This is a genomic window from Dyadobacter soli (assembly GCF_900101885.1).
GTDB classification, from domain to species: Bacteria; Bacteroidota; Bacteroidia; order Cytophagales; family Spirosomataceae; genus Dyadobacter; species Dyadobacter soli.
Genome location: NZ_FNAN01000006.1, coordinates 308,969 through 327,323, shown reverse-complemented (window position 1 = coordinate 327,323; position 18,355 = coordinate 308,969). Strand labels below are relative to the sequence as shown.

Annotated in this window: 16 protein-coding genes; 5 read left to right on the top strand and 11 right to left on the bottom strand. The window is 50.6% G+C overall.

The features are described 5' to 3' along the window. Window positions 1–89: 89 nt before the first annotated feature. Window positions 90–374, top strand: a complete 285-nt coding sequence (locus BLQ88_RS11760) for a hypothetical protein (RefSeq protein ID WP_090149592.1) — start codon at window positions 90–92, stop codon at window positions 372–374. Window positions 375–699: 325 nt separating this feature from the next. Here the strand turns inward: BLQ88_RS11760 and mraY are convergent, their stop codons facing one another. From mraY to rsmH, 5 genes are all read right to left on the bottom strand, one after another. Next, window positions 700–1,914, bottom strand: a complete 1,215-nt coding sequence (gene mraY, locus BLQ88_RS11755) for a phospho-N-acetylmuramoyl-pentapeptide-transferase (protein ID WP_090149589.1) — start codon at window positions 1,912–1,914, stop codon at window positions 700–702. A gap of 71 nt (window positions 1,915–1,985) precedes the next feature. Beyond that, on the bottom strand, window positions 1,986–3,461 hold the full coding sequence (locus BLQ88_RS11750) for a UDP-N-acetylmuramoyl-L-alanyl-D-glutamate--2,6-diaminopimelate ligase (protein WP_090149586.1): 1,476 nt from the start codon (window positions 3,459–3,461) through the stop codon (window positions 1,986–1,988). Window positions 3,462–3,467: 6 nt separating this feature from the next. Continuing rightward, window positions 3,468–5,612 carry a PASTA domain-containing penicillin-binding protein gene (locus BLQ88_RS11745; RefSeq protein WP_090149584.1) on the bottom strand — a complete coding sequence of 715 codons (2,145 nt, stop codon included), beginning with the start codon at window positions 5,610–5,612 and terminating at the stop codon, window positions 3,468–3,470. A gap of 23 nt (window positions 5,613–5,635) precedes the next feature. Then, on the bottom strand, window positions 5,636–6,049 hold the full coding sequence (locus BLQ88_RS11740; protein WP_090149581.1) for an FtsL-like putative cell division protein: 414 nt from the start codon (window positions 6,047–6,049) through the stop codon (window positions 5,636–5,638). A gap of 185 nt (window positions 6,050–6,234) precedes the next feature. Further along, window positions 6,235–7,152 (bottom strand): 16S rRNA (cytosine(1402)-N(4))-methyltransferase RsmH, encoded by a 918-nt coding sequence (gene rsmH, locus BLQ88_RS11735; protein ID WP_090149579.1) that lies wholly within the window; start codon window positions 7,150–7,152, stop codon window positions 6,235–6,237. A gap of 140 nt (window positions 7,153–7,292) precedes the next feature. On the opposite strand from rsmH, the gene BLQ88_RS11730 reads away from it, so the two are divergent. The 4 genes from BLQ88_RS11730 to BLQ88_RS11715 all read left to right on the top strand — a co-directional run bounded on the left by BLQ88_RS11730 (window position 7,293) and on the right by BLQ88_RS11715 (window position 12,112). Beyond that, window positions 7,293–8,540 (top strand): peroxiredoxin family protein, encoded by a 1,248-nt coding sequence (locus BLQ88_RS11730; protein ID WP_090149576.1) that lies wholly within the window; start codon window positions 7,293–7,295, stop codon window positions 8,538–8,540. 146 nt (window positions 8,541–8,686) lie between these two features. Further along, entirely contained in the window at window positions 8,687–9,151 is a 465-nt protein-coding gene (locus BLQ88_RS11725) for a MarR family winged helix-turn-helix transcriptional regulator (RefSeq protein ID WP_090149575.1), read from the top strand. 39 nt (window positions 9,152–9,190) lie between these two features. After that, window positions 9,191–11,596, top strand: a complete 2,406-nt coding sequence (locus BLQ88_RS11720; protein WP_090149572.1) for a 3-hydroxyacyl-CoA dehydrogenase/enoyl-CoA hydratase family protein — start codon at window positions 9,191–9,193, stop codon at window positions 11,594–11,596. Between the two features lie 72 nt (window positions 11,597–11,668). After that, on the top strand, window positions 11,669–12,112 hold the full coding sequence (locus BLQ88_RS11715) for an RrF2 family transcriptional regulator (protein ID WP_015812979.1): 444 nt from the start codon (window positions 11,669–11,671) through the stop codon (window positions 12,110–12,112). Window positions 12,113–12,129: 17 nt separating this feature from the next. Here BLQ88_RS11715 and BLQ88_RS11710 read toward each other — a convergent pair whose 3' ends face one another. The 6 genes from BLQ88_RS11710 to BLQ88_RS11685 form a co-directional block, all read right to left on the bottom strand. Continuing rightward, entirely contained in the window at window positions 12,130–13,737 is a 1,608-nt protein-coding gene (locus BLQ88_RS11710; protein ID WP_090149569.1) for a hypothetical protein, read from the bottom strand. Between the two features lie 4 nt (window positions 13,738–13,741). Continuing rightward, window positions 13,742–14,689, bottom strand: coding sequence for a glycosyltransferase (locus tag BLQ88_RS11705; RefSeq protein WP_090149567.1), 948 nt, complete (start codon window positions 14,687–14,689; stop codon window positions 13,742–13,744). 54 nt (window positions 14,690–14,743) lie between these two features. Continuing rightward, window positions 14,744–15,820, bottom strand: coding sequence for an NAD-dependent epimerase/dehydratase family protein (locus tag BLQ88_RS11700; protein ID WP_090149564.1), 1,077 nt, complete (start codon window positions 15,818–15,820; stop codon window positions 14,744–14,746). Window positions 15,821–16,060: 240 nt separating this feature from the next. Beyond that, the gene (locus BLQ88_RS11695; protein WP_090149562.1) at window positions 16,061–16,315 is read right to left on the bottom strand and encodes a hypothetical protein; all 255 of its coding nucleotides are present in this window, start codon (window positions 16,313–16,315) and stop codon (window positions 16,061–16,063) included. Between the two features lie 77 nt (window positions 16,316–16,392). Further along, window positions 16,393–18,126, bottom strand: coding sequence for a M3 family oligoendopeptidase (locus BLQ88_RS11690; RefSeq protein ID WP_090149560.1), 1,734 nt, complete (start codon window positions 18,124–18,126; stop codon window positions 16,393–16,395). A gap of 30 nt (window positions 18,127–18,156) precedes the next feature. Next, window positions 18,157–18,348 (bottom strand): DUF433 domain-containing protein, encoded by a 192-nt coding sequence (locus tag BLQ88_RS11685; protein ID WP_176884977.1) that lies wholly within the window; start codon window positions 18,346–18,348, stop codon window positions 18,157–18,159. Between the last annotated feature and the right edge of the window lie 7 nt (window positions 18,349–18,355).

The window sequence follows — 18,355 nt, the reverse complement described above, 5'->3', positions numbered from 1 at the left end:
GATAAAAACCGGATGATTTTACCGCCAGGCACTTCCGCTTTGGTATGATATTTTAAACTTCTTCTCGAAAACAATCTTGAAAAAGACTTATGGATAAGATCGAAAAGTTTAAGACCATGGAAAAAATCCTGCGCGAGATCGAGGATTTGAAAAACAGCGAGACTGCCGTGATCAAGAAGATTGGTCAGATTGAAACAGAAAACATGAACGTCAACGTCCAAAACCTCGACAAGTCATTGAACGAGATCTACGACGGTGTTTATAAAAATCTCCAGAATGTGGAAAACCTTCAAAACGAGTTCACTGAAACCGTTGCCGATTTCAAGGAAAAGAACAAGATCACCGAAGAAATGCTAATGGAATTAAGAGAATAAATTACCCTAATATCATCAGACTAAAAACCAGCAAAAAGCCCGGGGTCGCATGACCGCGGGCTTTTTGCTTTTGGGAAAAAGGATGAAACGGAGGATGGAGGAGAGCAAAAATGGAGCAGTAGGGCGTAGTTTCTAACTATGTCCGAGCGAGTGCCGGTCTCCGACCGGCTTGTGTGATGTCGCTTTAATGTTGCGTACTGGTCAGAGACCAGCTGTCGCTCGGACGTAGTCGGAGACTACGCCCAACTGGGGCCATATTTTACCCGCACTTTCACCTTTCCTCCTTCCTCCTTCCTCCTTTCGTCCCTTTCCTCCTTCCTCTTTTTCAACGCAACTTCAAAGTCGCCAGCGTCAGAATCGCAAGGATAATGCCGACAATCCAGAACCGCGTTACGATTTTGGCCTCGTGGATGCCCTTCTTTTGGTAATGGTGGTGCAGCGGCGACATCAGGAATATCCTTCGCCCTTCGCCGTATTTCCTTTTGGTGTATTTAAAATAGCTGACTTGTAATATCACCGACGCATTCTCGACGATGAAAATCCCGCACATGACCGGGATCAGCCATTCTTTGCGGATAGCGAGCGCCACTACGGCAATGACGCCACCGAGCATCAAACTGCCCGTGTCGCCCATGAAAACCTGGGCGGGGTACGCATTATACCATAAAAACCCGACACATGCCCCTATGAATGCCGCACAGAAGATTACCAGCTCACCCGAGTTGGGAATGTACATGATGTTGAGGTACTGCGAGAACTTGGTGTTACCCGACAAATAGGCCAGTACACCCAATGTAAGCGCGATAATGCCCGACACACCCGCGGCGAGGCCGTCGATACCATCGGTAATGTTGGCGCCGTTGGAAATGGCGGTGATGATAAAAATCGCGATGATTGTGTAGATTACCCAGGTATATTCTTCCGGTAGCCAACCGAAAAGCAGCGTCCTGTAATCAAATTCATTGTTTTTAATGAATGGGATCGTCGTTACTGTCGGGTGGATAATGTCGCGGTAGCGCTGCACTTCGCCGAGGCTGGAACTTAGCACGGGCTGGTCGTAGACGCGGATTTTGACATTGTTATTGAATGAAAGCGTGATCCCTACGATCAGTCCCAGACCAACCTGCCCTACTATTTTAAAGCGGCCCGCCAGACCGTCCTTATTGTTCTTGAATTTTTTGAGATAATCATCCAGAAACCCGATACCGCCCGTCCATAGCGCGGTAATGAGCAGCAAAACGATGTAGACATTGCTCAGTTTGGCAAAAAGCAGAACCGGTATCAGCAGCGACGCCAGGATGATGAAACCACCCATAGTAGGCGTTCCGGCCTTCTCCATTTGCCCGGCGAGCCCGAGGTCGCGGATGGATTCGCCCATTTGCTTTCTCCGCAGCAGATTAATGATAGACTTTCCCCAGGTGGCGGCGATGAAAAGCGACAAAACCGTCGCACCCAACGCCCTGAACGAGATGTACTGGAATACCCCGGCCCCGGGAATGTTGAATTGTTTGTCTAAATAATCGAAGAGATAATAGAGCATGAAAAAGCTTGTTGGGATGACGGCTGCAAAATTGGTTTTTTTAATAGACTACGCCAAAAGCATGGTGATTTTTAATTACCTGCCCGCTTTGCGAACACTTCCATCAGCACTTCTTTGTCGTCGAAATGGTGTTTTACGCCCTTTACATCCTGGTAATTTTCATGTCCTTTGCCGGCGATCAGGATAATATCGCCCGGCTCGGCTTCGAGCCCGGCTTTGAGAATGGCCTCGTGGCGGTCTTCGATCACCGTGGTTTTTTTGTAATCCAATGGCGGCACGCCTTTCCGCATCTGATCGAGAATGTCCATAGGGTCCTCGAAACGCGGGTTATCCGACGTAAGGATCACGCGATTGCTGTACCGGCAGGCTATTTTAGCCATTTTGGGCCGTTTTTCAGCGTCGCGGTTGCCGCCGCAGCCTACTACCGTCACCACCTGCTCGTTACCCTGCCGCAAATGCGTGATCGTTTCGAGCACGTTTTCGAGCGCGTCGGGGGTATGCGCGTAATCCACAATGCCGACGATGTGATCCGCGGAATGGAACTGCTCGAAGCGTCCGGGAGGGCTTTTCAGGTTGGAAAGTTCGGTCAGAACGGCCTCTTCTTTCTCGCCCAGCAGCACCGCTGCGCCATACACGGCAAGCAAATTATAGGCATTGAAACGGCCGATCACACGGAACCATACTTCCTGGTTATTGATGTCCATATGCATTCCGGCAAGGGTATCGGAAATGATCTTCCCTTTGAAAGCGGCTAGCGTTTGCAGCGAATAGGTTTCAATGCGCGCTTTGGTATTCTGCACCATCACATTTCCGCGGCGGTCGTCGATATTCACCAATGCGAATGCCGACTTCGGCAATGCGTCGAAAAAGCCTTTTTTTGCTTTGATATAGTTGTCGAAAGTCTTGTGGAAATCGAGGTGGTCGTGGGTAATGTTGGTAAAAATGCCTCCGGCGAAATGCAAACCGGTAATACGGTGCTGCGCTACCGAATGCGAGCTTACTTCCATAAACACATGGCTGCAATTGCGGGAGGCCATTTGCGCGAGCAACGCATTCAATGCGACGGCGTCGGGCGTGGTGTGTGTGGAAGGGATTACCTCGTCCTCGATCTGGTTCTGGACGGTCGATAGCAAGCCGCAACGATAGCCTAATGCCCTGAAAAGCTGAAAAAGGAACGTCGCGACAGAAGTTTTGCCATTGGTACCGGTTACTCCCACGAGTTTCACCTTTTTGGAAGGATAACCATAAAATGCAGCGGCAATGTATCCCATCGCAGCGGCGGAATCCTCGACCTGAATGTAAGTAATGTCTTCGCGGACGATTTCCGGCAGTTCTTCACATAAAATGGCCGTCGCGCCCAGCCCGGTAGCTGTATTGATAAACTGATGACCGTCCACCTGCGTGCCGCGCAATGCTACAAAAAGGCTTCCGGGCAGTACTTTTCTGGAATCCAGAATGATATTCTTGACCTTGACATCGGCAAAGCCATGGATAGTGGCCCCTTTCACTTCGCCGAGCAGGCTGCTCAAAAGTTGTTCGTTTTCCATGAAGGATTATTGTAATGTAAGCAGGATCGTCTTGCCTCCCGATTTATTGGTACCCGGCGGCAACGATTGTTCGATCACCTTGCCCGAGCCTTTGAATGTTACCCTGAAACCCTTGTTTTCCAATAAATACAACGCGTCGCGCATCGACATGCCTTGGAGGTCCGGCACATCGCGGGAGTCGACCTCGCGCGGGTTCCATTTGGTTTTGCCCTTTTTGTAGAGCGACGCCGCCGCATATTCGCTTTCCCCGGGTGCCGGCGTCATGTTCAATGTTTTGCTGATCGCGTTCAGGTCGCTGATAGTGCCTGCCCATTTTACGTCCTCCGATTTTTCAGGAATCGAATCTTTTACCGGCTTCTGGATCGCCACGTCGTAGGCGTAAATGCGATCGGCTACCTCTTTGAAAACCGGCGCGGCCACGCTTCCCGCATATCGGGTGTAGTCGGCACCAGTGCTTTTCGGATTGTCGATGATCACAATGCAGCTGTATTTCGGCTTGTCGGCCGGGAAATAGCCTGCAAACGAAGTATAGTTTTTCCCCTCGGTATACACCCCGTTGATCAGCTTCCGGGCGGTACCTGTTTTCCCCGCGATTTGGTATAAATCACTCTTAATATGTTTGGCCAATCCCGCATTCACCACGCCTTCGAGCATTTTCTTCACTTTGCGAATGGTTTCCGGCGACGCGATCGGCTTTTCTTCAACGTATGGCGGGATTTTGTCTTCAATTTCCTCCGCATTACGGATTTCGCGCACGATCATCGGGCGTACCCAGTAACCATTGTTCGCCACGGCGTTGTAGAATGCGAGCGTCTGCAAAGGCGTCATCTGCATTTCGTAGCCGTGCGCCATGAAATACATCGAATAGCTGCTCCATTGCTTCGATTTGCGGTCGCGGACCAACGGCGGCTTTTCGCCTTTCATATGAATGCCGGTCGGCTGGTTGAGGTGGAATTGTTTGAGGTAGCTCAAATATTTATCCGGCTTGTTGGCGAAATAGCGCTGCATGAGCTGCACAATCCCGATGTTCGATGATTTCTCCAAAACCTGGGACGCGGTAATGGTACCGAACCCGCCGCGGTGCGCGTCGCGTATTGTGTGGTTACGGAATTTCATCGCGCCGTTGCCGGTATTTACCATCACCTGGTCGGGGTCCATGTGGGTTTCTTCGAGCAATGCCATCATGGTCGCCAGCTTGAATGTCGACCCCGGGTCGTTACTGCCTGCCAGTGCATAGTTGAAAACCTCCTCGTACTTGCCGGGGCCGCGTTTGGTGAGGTTGGCCATGGCCTTGATCTCGCCCGTAGCCACTTCCATGATGATCACCGAACCGAAATCGGCGTCCATTTCGAGGAGCTTGCGGCGCAATGCGATCTCGGTACGCTCCTGGTAATTCATGTCGAGCGTGGTGTAAATGTCCCTTCCGGCTTGTGGTTGCACATTAAATGCATCCCCGACCGGTATTTTCAGGCCGCCTTCCACGCGCTCCACCCAGCCGATGCCGTGCTTGCCTTCGAGTTGTTTGTCAAAGCTCGCTTCCAGGCCAATGTACCCGCGCCCGCTTTTCGGATCAATGCCGCCGATCGTGCGGTCGGCCATCGGACTAAATGGTTTGTAGCGCTTGTAAATCGTTTCAAATTTGCCGCCGCCGCCTTTGCGGTCTTTGGCAAAAAACGGCCATTTTTTGAGCTTTTCCCGTTCCAAATGCGTGATTTCCTTGCTTTTCAGGCGCAGGTACCGCTTGCTTTTGCTCACGCGGTAGCGCATGATCTTGCTTTTGTAGCCTTCGGCGGAGTTTTCCTTGAAATTCTTGGCGAGTAGCGAGGCGAGCTCGTCGATATGGTTATAGAAATAGGCCGAGTCAGCGACTTTTGTATCAAAACCTACATAATAATAAGGCAGCGACGTCGCCAGCAGGCTGTTGTCGCTCGCGTAGATGTTCCCGCGCATGGCCGGGATCGTATCCAGTTTCAGGTCGTTCTTCTCCGAATATTCGGCCCAGGTTTTGCCTTTGAATGTATCGTAATACTGAACCCGGATCAGCTTGGCAAACACCAGTATCGCCAGCAAAAACAGCATCCAACCGACCAGACGGGCCCGGTTGATCAGCGCTTTTTTATTGTTCTGACCGCTTTCGACTTCGTTTTTCATGAGGCGTTGAGAGAAAAAACGGCTTATTCTTCGTCTTCTTTTAAAATGATTTTCTTCGGAGGAGTGAGATTTTCAACCAATCCTTCGGCCTGTACTTTCTCTACCACCACCGACTGCTTGCCCGCGCGCTCATACTCCGCATGGATCGAGGTATATTCCGCTTTCAGGTCGTCGACTTCCTTTTTGAGCTTAATGCTTTTCCGCACATAATCCTCCGACTGGAACCCGATCCGCTCGTAAGCGACGAGCAATATGATCACCCAGCCGAAATAGTAAAAGTATTTCACCGGCAAACGCTCCTCCTGGCCCGGCAGCTTCTCGCCAAATACCTTATCGAGCGGCAAAAACTTGTTCAGCCAGTTGAACAGCGAATATTCCCGCTTCCGCTTGGGTGGCTTCGGCGGTATCACTTTGGGTCGCTTTCTATTTTCAGCCATGTGTAACGTTCGTTAAGTATTTGCGCGACTTCGTTTAGTCAGGAGGTGGTCATTTGTTGCGGTCCGCCGCGCGGTCAATTGTTGTAAAATATTCTTTCTCAATAAACTCAATGACCACACTTGACCAAACCCGACCATTCTTGACTAAACTTGACCATCCATGACTTTCTGACAATGCCTGACGATCAAGCCTTTTCCGCAATCCGCAGCTTCGCGCTCCGGGCGCGCGGGTTCACCGCTATCTCTTCCGCAGTCGCTTCGACCGGTTTACGAGTGACGCTTTTCAGCGGCTTGATCTCGTTCCCGTAAAAGTCCTTCTCGACTTCTCCGTAAAACTTCCCTTTCTGAATATAATTTTTCACCAGCCTGTCTTCCAGCGAGTGGTACGACATCACCACCAGCCTGCCGTCGGGCGCGAGCACCTCGGGTAACTGCGTGAGGAACTCTTCGAGAACGGCCAGTTCATCGTTCACCTCGATGCGCAATGCCTGGAACACCTGCGCGAAATACTTGTTTTCGCGGTGCTTGGGCGCATAGCGCATGAGAATGCCCTTCAGGTCATTAACGGTTTCGATTTGTGAATTGTATCGGGCGGCGATGATCGCCTCCGCAGCGGTGCGGGCATTGGTCACTTCTCCATACATACCCAGAATGCGTTGCAATTCCCCTGCCGAACGTGTTTTCAGCACTTCACGGGCTGTTTTCTCCGTGTTGGGGTTCATACGCATGTCCAGGTCGGCGTCAAATCGGGTAGAAAACCCCCGCTCGGGCGTGTTGATCTGGTGCGACGAAACGCCGAGATCGGCCAGGATGCCGTTCACCTGCGGGGCCTTGTTCAGTTTCAGGTAGCGTTTGAGGTGCCTGAAATTAGCCGGAATAAATGTAAACCGCTCGTCGTCCTTGAATTCCAGCGCATTGGCGACCGCATCCGGGTCCTGATCGAACACCAGCAGACGGCCGGTCGTGAGCTTTTCCAGGATGGCCCTGGAATGCCCGCCGCCACCGAAAGTAACGTCGACATAAATGCCATCAGGCTGTATTTGAAGGCCTTCGAGACACTCGGACAACATGACGGGAACGTGGTAGGTACTAGGCGAATCCATTTGTTAAAAGCAATGTACTGAGGAACTATTTCCGGCAAAGCGGCAGTTACAAACTTAGCAATTTTCAAGCGTAGGAATCATGCCCGCGCGGGGAATTAATTTGGGCACCACACATTGCGTTAAACACCAGTAAATTGAATATGAGACTCCTGTTATCGTTTGGAATACTTTCGTTTTTTACACTAATAAACAGTTTCCAGGCATTCTCCGACACTCCTGTAAAATCGGGCATCTGGCGCGCCACACTTACCCGTGACCAGCAGAAACTGCCCCTGATACTCGATATTGCGCAAAATCCCGACGGCAAAACGCTTACCGTGCACATCCTGAACGGCACCGAAAAGCTGAAAATGGACAGCGCCTATTTCCAGAACGACTCTCTGGTGATCCCTATGATGATGTTCGATGCCAAAATCATCGCCAAATCATCCGGCGACGAGCTGAAAGGCACTTACTACCGTTATGCCAACGGCAAGGTGGCCGGCTCATTGCCTTTCGAGGCCGAACAGGGGGAAAATTATAAGTTTTTCAAAAAAGGCGAAGCCAAAAGTACCCGTAATGTGAGCGGCAAATGGGCCACTACCTTTAAAAACCCCGCCACCGGCGACGAAACCGTGGCCGTAGGAAACTTTACACAGCAGGGTACCGACGTATCCGGCTCTTTCCTCACACCTACCGGCGATTACCGCTACCTGACGGGCAGCGTCGATGGCGACAGCCTTTATTTATCCACATTCGACGGCTCATTCGCGATGCTGTTCAAAGCAGGCTTCCAGCCCGATGGTACATTGAAAGGCAGCCAGTGGTCAGGCGTAAAGGCATTTAAAACCTGGACTGCGAAGCAAGATCCGAATGCGAAACTGCCCGATGCTACTAAAATGACATTCCTCAAACCAGGCTTCGAAAGCGTGGATTTTGAATTAAAAGATACCAAAGGAAAGACGTGGACGCTGAAAGACCCGCGGTTTGCAGGCAAGCCGGTGATCATCCAGATAATGGGCTCGTGGTGCCCCAACTGTATGGACGAAACCAATTACCTCGCGCCGTGGTATAAAAAGAACAAAAAACGCGGCGTCGAGATCGTCGGTCTTTCTTTTGAACGCACAGATAAGCCGGAGATCTCCAACCCTAAAATCGACAAGATGGTGAGCCGGTTCGGCATCGACTATCCCGTGGTACTGGCAGGCACGAGCTCGGACGAATCCACAGCGAAAGCGTTGCCGATGCTGAACAAAATCATGTCGTACCCGACCACCATTTTCATCGACAAACATGGCAAAGTCCGCGAAATCCACACCGGCTTCAACGGGCCCGGCACCGGGCATTATTACGATGAGTTTGTGACCGATTTCAATACCTTGATGGACAAGCTCATCAGCGAGAAGTAATCCACGAAAAATAGCAGTAACACACCGTCGCATTATCGGCGGTGTGTTTTTTATTTGGCCCAAAAATGGTATGCTTGCATAATAGTGAGCACATTGCTTACATTTGTGATAAGGGCATTTCTTGATACCAATAGCTTTTTGAAACGATGCGCAAGGAAAAAACAATCGATTTCCAGATCAAATGGGCCTGGCATTCCATATCGCGGATGTACAATGCCTATGCCGCCCGTTTTGACACGACGATGGCCGTCGGGTATGTCCTGCTGAATATCGATATCGAACACGGCACGCCGGCCACCAAAATTGCGCCGCTGCTGGGTATGGAGCCGCGCAGCCTCGTTCGTATGCTTAAAAACCTCGAAGAAAGGGGGCTGATCCGCCGCGAAGTAAGTAAAGACGACAAGCGTTTCGTCCGCATTGTGCTTACCGAGCTGGGTAAGGAAAAGCGTGAACTCGCACGCGAGGGCGTCATTTCGTTCAATACGATGATCCGCGACAAGATCCCGCTCGACAAGCTCGTCGTGTTTTTCGATGTCATTAAAGATATAAACCGATTGGTGGAAGAAGAGAACCAGAAGCTGAAAGCCGGTGAGATCACCGAAGACTTCTGACAACCACCGATTTCATCCTGAAAACCAACCTTAGTAAAAATGAATCGTTCCATTCGTAAAGTAGCTGTTCTTGGTTCAGGCATTATGGGTTCGCGCATTGCGTGCCATTTTGCCAATATAGGCGTCGAAGTGCTTTTGCTGGACATCGTTCCGAAAGACCTCACCGACGCCGAAAAAGCGAAAGGCATTACCACCGAGCATCCCGCATTCCGCAACCGGATCGTGAACGATTCGTTCCAGGCGGCGCTCAAAGCTTCGCCGGCGCCATTGTACAGCGCCGCATTCGCTTCGCGCGTCAAGCTGGGTAACTTCGACGACAACCTGGCCGACATCAAGAATTACGATTGGGTAATGGAGGTGGTGGTGGAAAGGCTGGATATAAAAAGAAGCATTTTCGAAAAAGTGGATGCGCTCCGCAAGCCGGGCACCCTCATTACTTCCAATACTTCCGGCATTCCTATTCACCTGATGGCCGAGGGCCGGAGTGAGGATTTCCGTAAAAACTTCGCGGGGACACACTTTTTCAACCCGCCGCGCTACCTGCGCCTGCTGGAAATCATCCCGACAGCCGATACAGATCAGAGTGTGGTGGATTTTCTGATGCATTACGGCGAGTTGTTTTTGGGTAAAACCACCGTGCTCTGTAAAGACACGCCTGGCTTTATCGCGAACAGATTAGGCATTTACGCATTGATACAAACCATCCGCGTGGCCGAGGAAATGGGCCTGAGCGTGGATGAAGTGGATAAACTGACCGGCCCTGTTGCCGGACGCCCAAAATCGGGTACTTACCGGCTCTCGGACGTTGTAGGACTCGATACTACCGTACATGTAGCGAACAATCTGTACGCTTCCGGCGAAGGCAAAGACGAATCCCGTGATGCGTTTGTGCTACCGGAAATCATGCAAAAGCTGTTCGATAACAAATGGCTGGGCGATAAAACGGGTCAGGGTTTTTATAAAAAGATCAAGGACGAAAAAGGCAAATCCGTCATCCTGGCGCTGGATTTCAAAACTTTGGAATACGTGCCCTCGGGCAAGGTGAAATTCGATACGCTGGAAGGCACGAAGAACATCAGCGATGTGTACAAGCGCTTCGGCGCGCTGGTAGCCGGTAAGGACAAGGCGGGTGATTTTTACAGAAAGACATTTGCCGACGTTTTCAAATACGCCACATTCCGCATTCCCGAGATTTCCGACGAGATCTTCCGCATCGATCAGGCTATCACCGCGGGCTTCGGCTGGCAATACGGCTTGTTCGAAACGTGGGATGCCATTGGTGTGAAAAACATGCTGGGCATTATGGAGTCGCTGGACCTGAAACCGGCTGAATGGGTATATGAAATGCTGGCGGCGGGCAATGAGTCATTTTATAAAGTGGAGAATGGCAAGCGATTGTATTACGATATTCCTTCCAAATCCTACAAGCGCATTCCGGGCCAGGACAGCTTCATTTTGCTGAGTAATCTTTCCAATAATATTGTCTGGAAAAACGCCGGCGCGAACCTGTACGACCTAGGTGACGGCATCCTGAACCTCGAATTTAAATCCAAAATGAATACGATGGGTTCGGAGGTGATCGAGGGCATCCAGAAAAGCATTAGTCTGGCGGAGAAGGATTTCCGTGGATTGGTGGTTGGTAACGAGGCCGTGGAAGCATTTTCTGCGGGCGCCAATCTGGCAATGCTGTTCATGTATGCGGTTGAGCAGGAATTCGATGAGATTAATATGGTGATATCACAGTTCCAGCAAACGATGATGCGGGCCCGGTACTCGTCGATCCCCGTAGTAGTAGCGCCGCACACGCTCGCGCTCGGGGGCGGATGCGAGCTCACATTACATGCGGATAAGGTGGTGGCGCACGCGGAAACGTATATTGGTTTGGTAGAATTTGGTGTAGGATTGATACCTGCCGGCGGTGGTACCAAGGAAATGGCGCTGCGCTGCTCGGATATGTACCAGGCCGGCGACCCCGAGCTGAATATCCTGCAAAATGCATTCATGAATATCGCGCAGGCGAAGGTGTCCACATCCGCGCACGAAGCGAAGGCTATGAATTACTTGCAGGACAAAGACCAGATCGTACTCAACCGCTCGCGCCTGATCGCAGAAGCGAAGCAGGCCGCGATTGATCTTGCCGAAAATGGTTATACCCAACCCAAGCCGCGTCACGACATAAAGGTACAGGGCAAAACAGGCATTGCATTGTTCCTGGCGGGCATTACTCAAATGCGTTTGGCCAACTTCATTACCGCCCACGACGCCAAAATCGCAGAAAAACTGGCCTACGTCATCAACGGCGGCGACCTGAGTTATCCGCAGCTTGTTTCGGAACAATACCTGATCGATCTCGAACGGGAAGCGTTCCTTTCGCTGTGCGGAGAGAAAAAGACCCTGGAAAGAATGCAAGGGCTTCTGAACGGCGGAAAACCGCCCAGAAACTGACCGGGAATTATTGTTTCACCAAATTATGTTTCATCTTTACAGATGCTGACCCAAAAGTACATTTGATCAACAATGATTTCGAAAAAAGCTAAATATGCCCTGAAGGCCCTCAAAGTTCTGGCAGAACAATACGGAAAAGGACCGGTATTGATCTCTTACATTGCTGAAAAAGAGAAGATTCCTAAAAAATTCCTCGAAGCGATCCTGCTCGATCTCCGGAACAACGGCGTACTCCAGAGCCAGAAAGGAAAAGGCGGCGGCTACTTGCTTCGCGTGCCCCCGGGAGAAGTGAATTTCTCCAAGGTACTGCGGATCATCGACGGCCCCATTGCCCCTGCGCTTTGCGTTTCGATGTTCTTCTACGGTAAATGCGACGACTGTAAGGATGAAGAAACTTGCAGCCTCCGCACCGTGCTGGAAAGATGGCGCGACGCCAACCTAGCAGTACTCGATAAAACGACGCTGAGCGATTTGTTACAGGCTGAAAACGCCGCTTCGACGGATATTCTATCGTAAGTCGGCGTTAAGGATGCTTACCGGCGGTCGTTGCGGATGTAGAGCCGCACCTCGTCGTACTCGCCAAGCAAAGTGTAGTGATTACGGATATATTGATTTAACTCAGGGTAGCTTTCGATGCCCTGAGTTTTTTTGTCCTGTACCCAATGGCTATTCTTACCGACAGCATCGGCTACAAATACCGGTTTGGTCCTTTCCAGGTCGGACAGGTAACGCTTGCGGTAGACATCGCGCATCGGATGGTCGAAAATCGAGCGCTCCGAATGGTTTTCGGCGGTTCCCTGCGCGAGCTGCGCTTCGACATAAAAGGAACAATTCCAGCCCCATACGACCATATAGTCGCCTTCCTTCTTTCGTTTCAGAATTTCCGTCACTACCGGGCTTTGTTGCAATGTCGTTTTGCCTACCGAATCGAACGCATTCAACCGGCGCTCCTTCACATAATGCAGCGCGTCGTAACCTCCGAACCATGCGATGATGATCGCGGGGAATGCAAACGACCAGCTTTCAACGGCGGAGAAGCCATATGCAGCCAGCAAAGTCCAGGGGATAATGCAGAAATTGAGGTAATGGATAAAGCTGTTGCCTGATTTGGTAACCGCGAAGATGCTCGCCAGGATGAGGAAGAGAATCGTGAACGGCACATGGAAATCCATCTTGCCCGGCAGGTAAATCCTTGCGATCCTCACCAGCCCGATCGCCATAGGCACAACCAGCGCGAGGCTGAAAAATTGAAAGTCTCTCGACAAGGCTACGATTTTGTAGAATTGCGAGGGGATATCCGCAAACGTACTTCCACCCGCGTAAATCGCATTTCCGAGGATGTAAAAATCAATCAGGTCGTCGAAAACGCCGAACGACAATGTAAATGCCAGAAAGAAAAGCGGCACGGTAAGGCCGCCCAATATCAATGCAATCGCGGATTTGAACTCACCATATCTTTGAAACCGGCTGAACAATACCCAAAATGCCGACAAGACGATCACCGCCACAACCGGTATTGCCTGCAATTTGCCAAACGGGACCGCTCCGGCCGCCAATCCAAGGAAATAGAGACCACTCGCGGAAGGCGCTGTTTTGGGATCGAGACGGGAGAGTTGCCATGTACAGAATGCCAGCAACAACACCGGAAGCTGCTCACTCGAATAATGCACGAAATCGATTTCCTGCGTAAATGCCACGAAAAGCAGCGGTACCACGGAAACCGCACGGGCGATGGTTAGGCCAAACCAGTTTTTCAATGCGGAAAACAGCAATAGCCACGCGCCTGCCACACAAAGCAATCCCATAAAACGGGCAGCGCTGTAATCGAGCTGGAAGCCGAACAGCTTCGGGAGCATGAGCAGGTAATTGTCCAGCGGGCCAATGGTGGTACCGTCCACCGAACGCCAGTAAACCGGGTCCTGAATGAGCGTAATCGCGTGGCTGAGCATCTGGCTCTCGTCCTGATTGAGCTCACGGTTGAAAACGATCACCGGCAATCGCATGATTATCAGCAGCAACACACCCGATGCCAGGTATGCCCGCGTGGACAGCGATTGGTATTGTGAAGCAAAAATGACAAACCCTGCCAACAGGTAGCCGATTAACCAGTATACGGGTGGAGAGTTGTCGAAACTGAACATACGATTAGCTAAAAGACTCTACTTTCTCGACGAAATCGCGGTAATGAACGGCTGGGATGAAATGCTGCTGCGAACGGTATTGAAGCACCATAAACACCAGAAAAAGCGAAATCAGAAAGGATTGCAGCATGAGGATCATCAGCGTGCTGCCCAATGTCGACGCCCAGCCCGGCGTCGCATTTCCGATCAGTTTCAGGAAAAGAATAAAGAATATGAACCCGATAGCGACCGCCGACATAAAGATCGAGAAGATCAGGATGCGCACCGCCGTGGTATCCACCATGACCGAAATAGCGCTCAGCCCGTGCAAAACCAGCGAAACGAAGTTCATTTTGCTCTCGCCGGCCAGCCGTTTGGCGCGGTTGGTGAGCACAGAGTCGTAGGGAATGCGTGATTTGATCACACCGCCCGGATAGTTGTTCCAGATTTCCGAAACGCGGACGAGATTCTGCAAACGGCTTTGCGGCACCAGGCTGAAATTGCCGAAAGTGATCACCTTACCCGTCAGCAGTTTGAAGACATATTTGTAGATAATATAAAAGAACCGGAACAAAAAGCCTTCTGTACGCTTGTTACGCTCCGCAAAAATAATCTTGTCGGGTTCTTCGATCGACCTCGCCGCCAGCTTGTTAATATCCCCCGGCGCATCCTCCCCATCCGCATCCATTACAATCACCTTATCGGCCTTCATGTGCTCTGCGGCGTACGATAGGCCGATTGCGATGGCCTTTTGATGCCCGAGGTTTCGGTACAGCCGCAATACTTTCAGCTCTTTACCGCCGAAAGCCGCGAATGGCTGCGTCCTCGAACGCGAAGAACAGTCGTCGACAATGAGCAGCGTGGTATTTTGAAGGATTGGAGTATTTAAATCCGCATTAATCTTTTGAATCAGCAGATTCAGCGCCTCCCAGTCATTGAATTGGGGAATAATAATGACGTAATTTTCTGGCATGGGAGAGAGTTACGAAAGCCTCCGGAAAGCAGTTCCGGAGGCTTTGAATATGATTTAAACCGTTTTTACTCCTAGTCGCGACGCGATTCCGTCGTGGATCTGCGTGAGCGTTTCCGTCAGGCCGTACTCCCAGTTCCAATCCGGGTAATGCGATTTGAATTTGGAAAGGTCGCTCACGTACCAGATGTGGTCGCCGATGCGGTTGGTTTCCGAGTATGAGTAAGAAAGTTTGTTTCCGGTAATCTGCTCGCACAATGCGATGGCTTCGAGCATCGAGCAGTTGGCAAAACGGCCACCGCCGGCGTTGTAAACTTCGCCCGGACGTGGGTTTTGGTAATAATGCCAGAACATGTTCACCAGGTCGTGGCTGTGAATGTTATCGCGAACCTGCTTGCCTTTGTAACCGAAAATCGTGTAATGCGTTCCGGTAATGGCACATTTCATCAGGTAAGCCAGGAAGCCGTGCAGCTGCGCGCCGGAGTGGTTAGGGCCTGTGAGGCACCCTCCGCGGAAAACCGCTGTTTTCATGCCGAAATAACGGCCATATTCCTGCACCATGATATCGGCAGCCACTTTGGACGCACCGAAGATCGAGTGTTTCGTATGGTCGATGCTGTGGTTTTCGTCGATACCATTTGTGAAATACGGGTGATTTTCATCGATTTCCCAACGGGTTTCGAGCTCTACCAACGGCAGGTAGTTAGGATTGTCACCGTAAACTTTATTGGTAGAAGTGAAAATGAACACGGCCTCAGGAGCATGCAGACGGGTCATTTCCAGCATATTCAATGTACCCACCGCATTCACGCCGAAATCGGTGAACGGCTCGCGTGCCGCCCAGTCGTGGCTTGGCTGCGCTGCCGCGTGAATGATCATTTTAATATCGGTACCGTACTCTTTGAAGATCGGTTCGAGCTGGCTCACTTCGCGGATATCCGCAGCATAGTGTTTATAGTTGCCAAAAGCCTCCTCGATACGGTTGCGGTTCCATTCGGTATTTCCATCCGCGCCGAAGAAGTACTGACGCAGGTTGTTGTCGACTCCGATGACCAGATCAAACTTATCAGCCAAAAAAGCTACCGATTCACTTCCAATTAGTCCGGCGGAGCCGGTGACCAAAGCTATGTTCATGTTTTGAAAACTTTTTAATCGCTTATTTCTATCTAAAATTTCGGCTTCGCCCTGCCTCGAATACGTAAAGTAAATTAAAAATGTTCAATCGTCACAACTTCACTTACTCAATGGGTAGAATCCAGAAGGATAATACGCGTAATGCAATATTAAAATTGTTCAATAATGGTTAAAACCGGACAAAAAAAAGATATCCCCATTTCGTGGGGATATCTCGTATATTTTCTCAATGAATGGTTGCTATTCTTTCACCAGCGAGCTAGGAATTTTACCACCGTAAAGTTTCGCGCGGATGTCGTTTACGCGGGCGTCGAGCTCAGGCTTCGCATCATACTTGAATGACATCTGACGTGGCAGGGAGTCGGGGCTTACGCCGTACACCCATTCGTTACCGGCATTCAGATCTTTCTGTTCCTTGTGGTTATATTTTTGGTATTCACAAGAAGAAAGAAGCACCACACACGCAACAAAAGCAACTATTTTATTGAATTTCATTTCTTTGATCGTTCATAGTATTGTGCGCAAAAATAACCGCCAATTTCATAACCACCAAATTGCGGGAGCTTGAAATGTTATTTTTTTAACTCCGCCAATTCATCCCGCACAAACTGCATCAGCTCAGCGATGTGCCGCTCCGAAAAATCGAACGGAATGTTGGCAGCCTGGTAAATCTCGCCGATCGTGGCGGTATACCCGAGTTTCAAAGCATCGAGATAGCCTTTCAAGCCGGCCGCGGGGTTCTCACGGTAGTTTTTCCAGACACCGATCGCCCCGAGCTGCGCAATGCCGTATTCGATATAATAGAAAGGCACTTCGTAAATATGCAACTGGCGCTGCCACAGGTACTTTTTGAAGTTTTCCAACCCCGACCAGTCCATTACCGTATCCGTAAATTCCTCGTAAATGCGTACCCAGGCCTCCGTACGCTGCTCCGGCGTGTGCTGCGGGTTTTCGTACATCCAATGCTGAAATTTATCCACCGTCGCTACCCAGGGGAGCGTTTCGATGATCGATTCCAGATGCGTGATTTTGGCGCGTTTCAGCTCCTCCTCATTTTCAAAGAACTCGTCCCAGAAATCCATCGTGATCAGCTCCATCGACATCGAAGCCAGCTCCGCTACTTCCGAAGGCGTGTGTTTGAAGGAATTCAATGCGAGGTCACGCGTTACGAGCGAATGCACCGCGTGCCCGCCCTCGTGCAGGAGCGTAACCATGTCGCGCAGGTTCGAGGTCGCATTCATGAAAATAAATGGTACACCGATTTCGTCCAGTGGATAATTATAACCACCCGGAGCCTTACCCTTCCGCGATTCGAGATCGAGGTGCTTCATGGTTTTCATAATGCGCAGGCAGTCGCCCAGGAACGGATCGAGGCGCGAGAATGCGCGGATCGTTTTATCCAGAAGCTCTTCTCCGGTTTCAAACGGTTTCAACGGCGGTAACCCTTTCGGATCTACCTTCGTATCCCAAGGCCGCAGCGCATCGACCTGCAATGCCGCTTTGCGCTCCGCTGCCATTTCGTTCAAAATCGGCACGACGGCCTTTTTCACAGAACCGTGGAAGTTGAAGCAATCCTGCGGCGTGTAATCGAAACGGCCCATTGCCGCAAACATATAGTCGCGATAATTGGTAAAACCGGCATTGCGACCGACCGTATCACGGAGGGTAACGAGCTTATTCAGCAAATCATCCAGCTTTTCGTGATCGTCGTACCGGCGGCCGGCAATCGCGCGCCATGCTTCTTCCCGCACCGCGCGATCCGTAGATTGCAGGCGGTCGGCAGCGCGTTGGAGTGTCATTTCCTCGCCGTCGAGTGTGACGGTCATCGCACCTGCGATAGCGCCGTATTTACGCTCCTCGGTCTGCATTTCGGTGATTACCGGGATGTTTTCGTCGCGGAAAATCTCGATCGCCTTTTTCATGCCGCGCAATGTAATCGCGAAGCCGGGCGCCGTCAACTCGCTCAGGAACGGGTTATCGACGACTTTTTTATCGAGCGCATTGCCGTATTCCGCCAGTTTGGGCTGGATTTCAGTAATGAAGAACTGTAATGCATTGATGAGGCCGGTATTGGCCGTATCGCAAGTCTGGCGGATGTAGCGCCATGCGAAGTTCTCAGAAAGGTAGGATTCGATCTCGCTGCGATCTGAGAACCACTGTTTCAAATCTTCCAGCGAGTTGATCTCCCTGTTTTTCAAATTTTCGAAGAATGGCTGAACATCTTCCCATTTCTTCAAATCAAATTCTTCCCCAATAAAAGGCCGTTTCGCCCGGGTAGGTATATGAAGTGCTTCCTGATTGGACATATAAGAGGTACTTTGTTTAAAAAACTGAATCTATTTGTAGTAATCCATTATGACTAAAATACTTTCATGACTTACACCCGGATACATTGCCATCAAATTGGATACCGTTGCTCCTTCGCTCAATTTACGTAATATCAGCTCGACGGTTATCCTCGTGCCTTTGACCACTGGTTTACCCAGCATGACATTTGGATTTGAAGTAACAAAATCCTGGTAATTCATCATGATC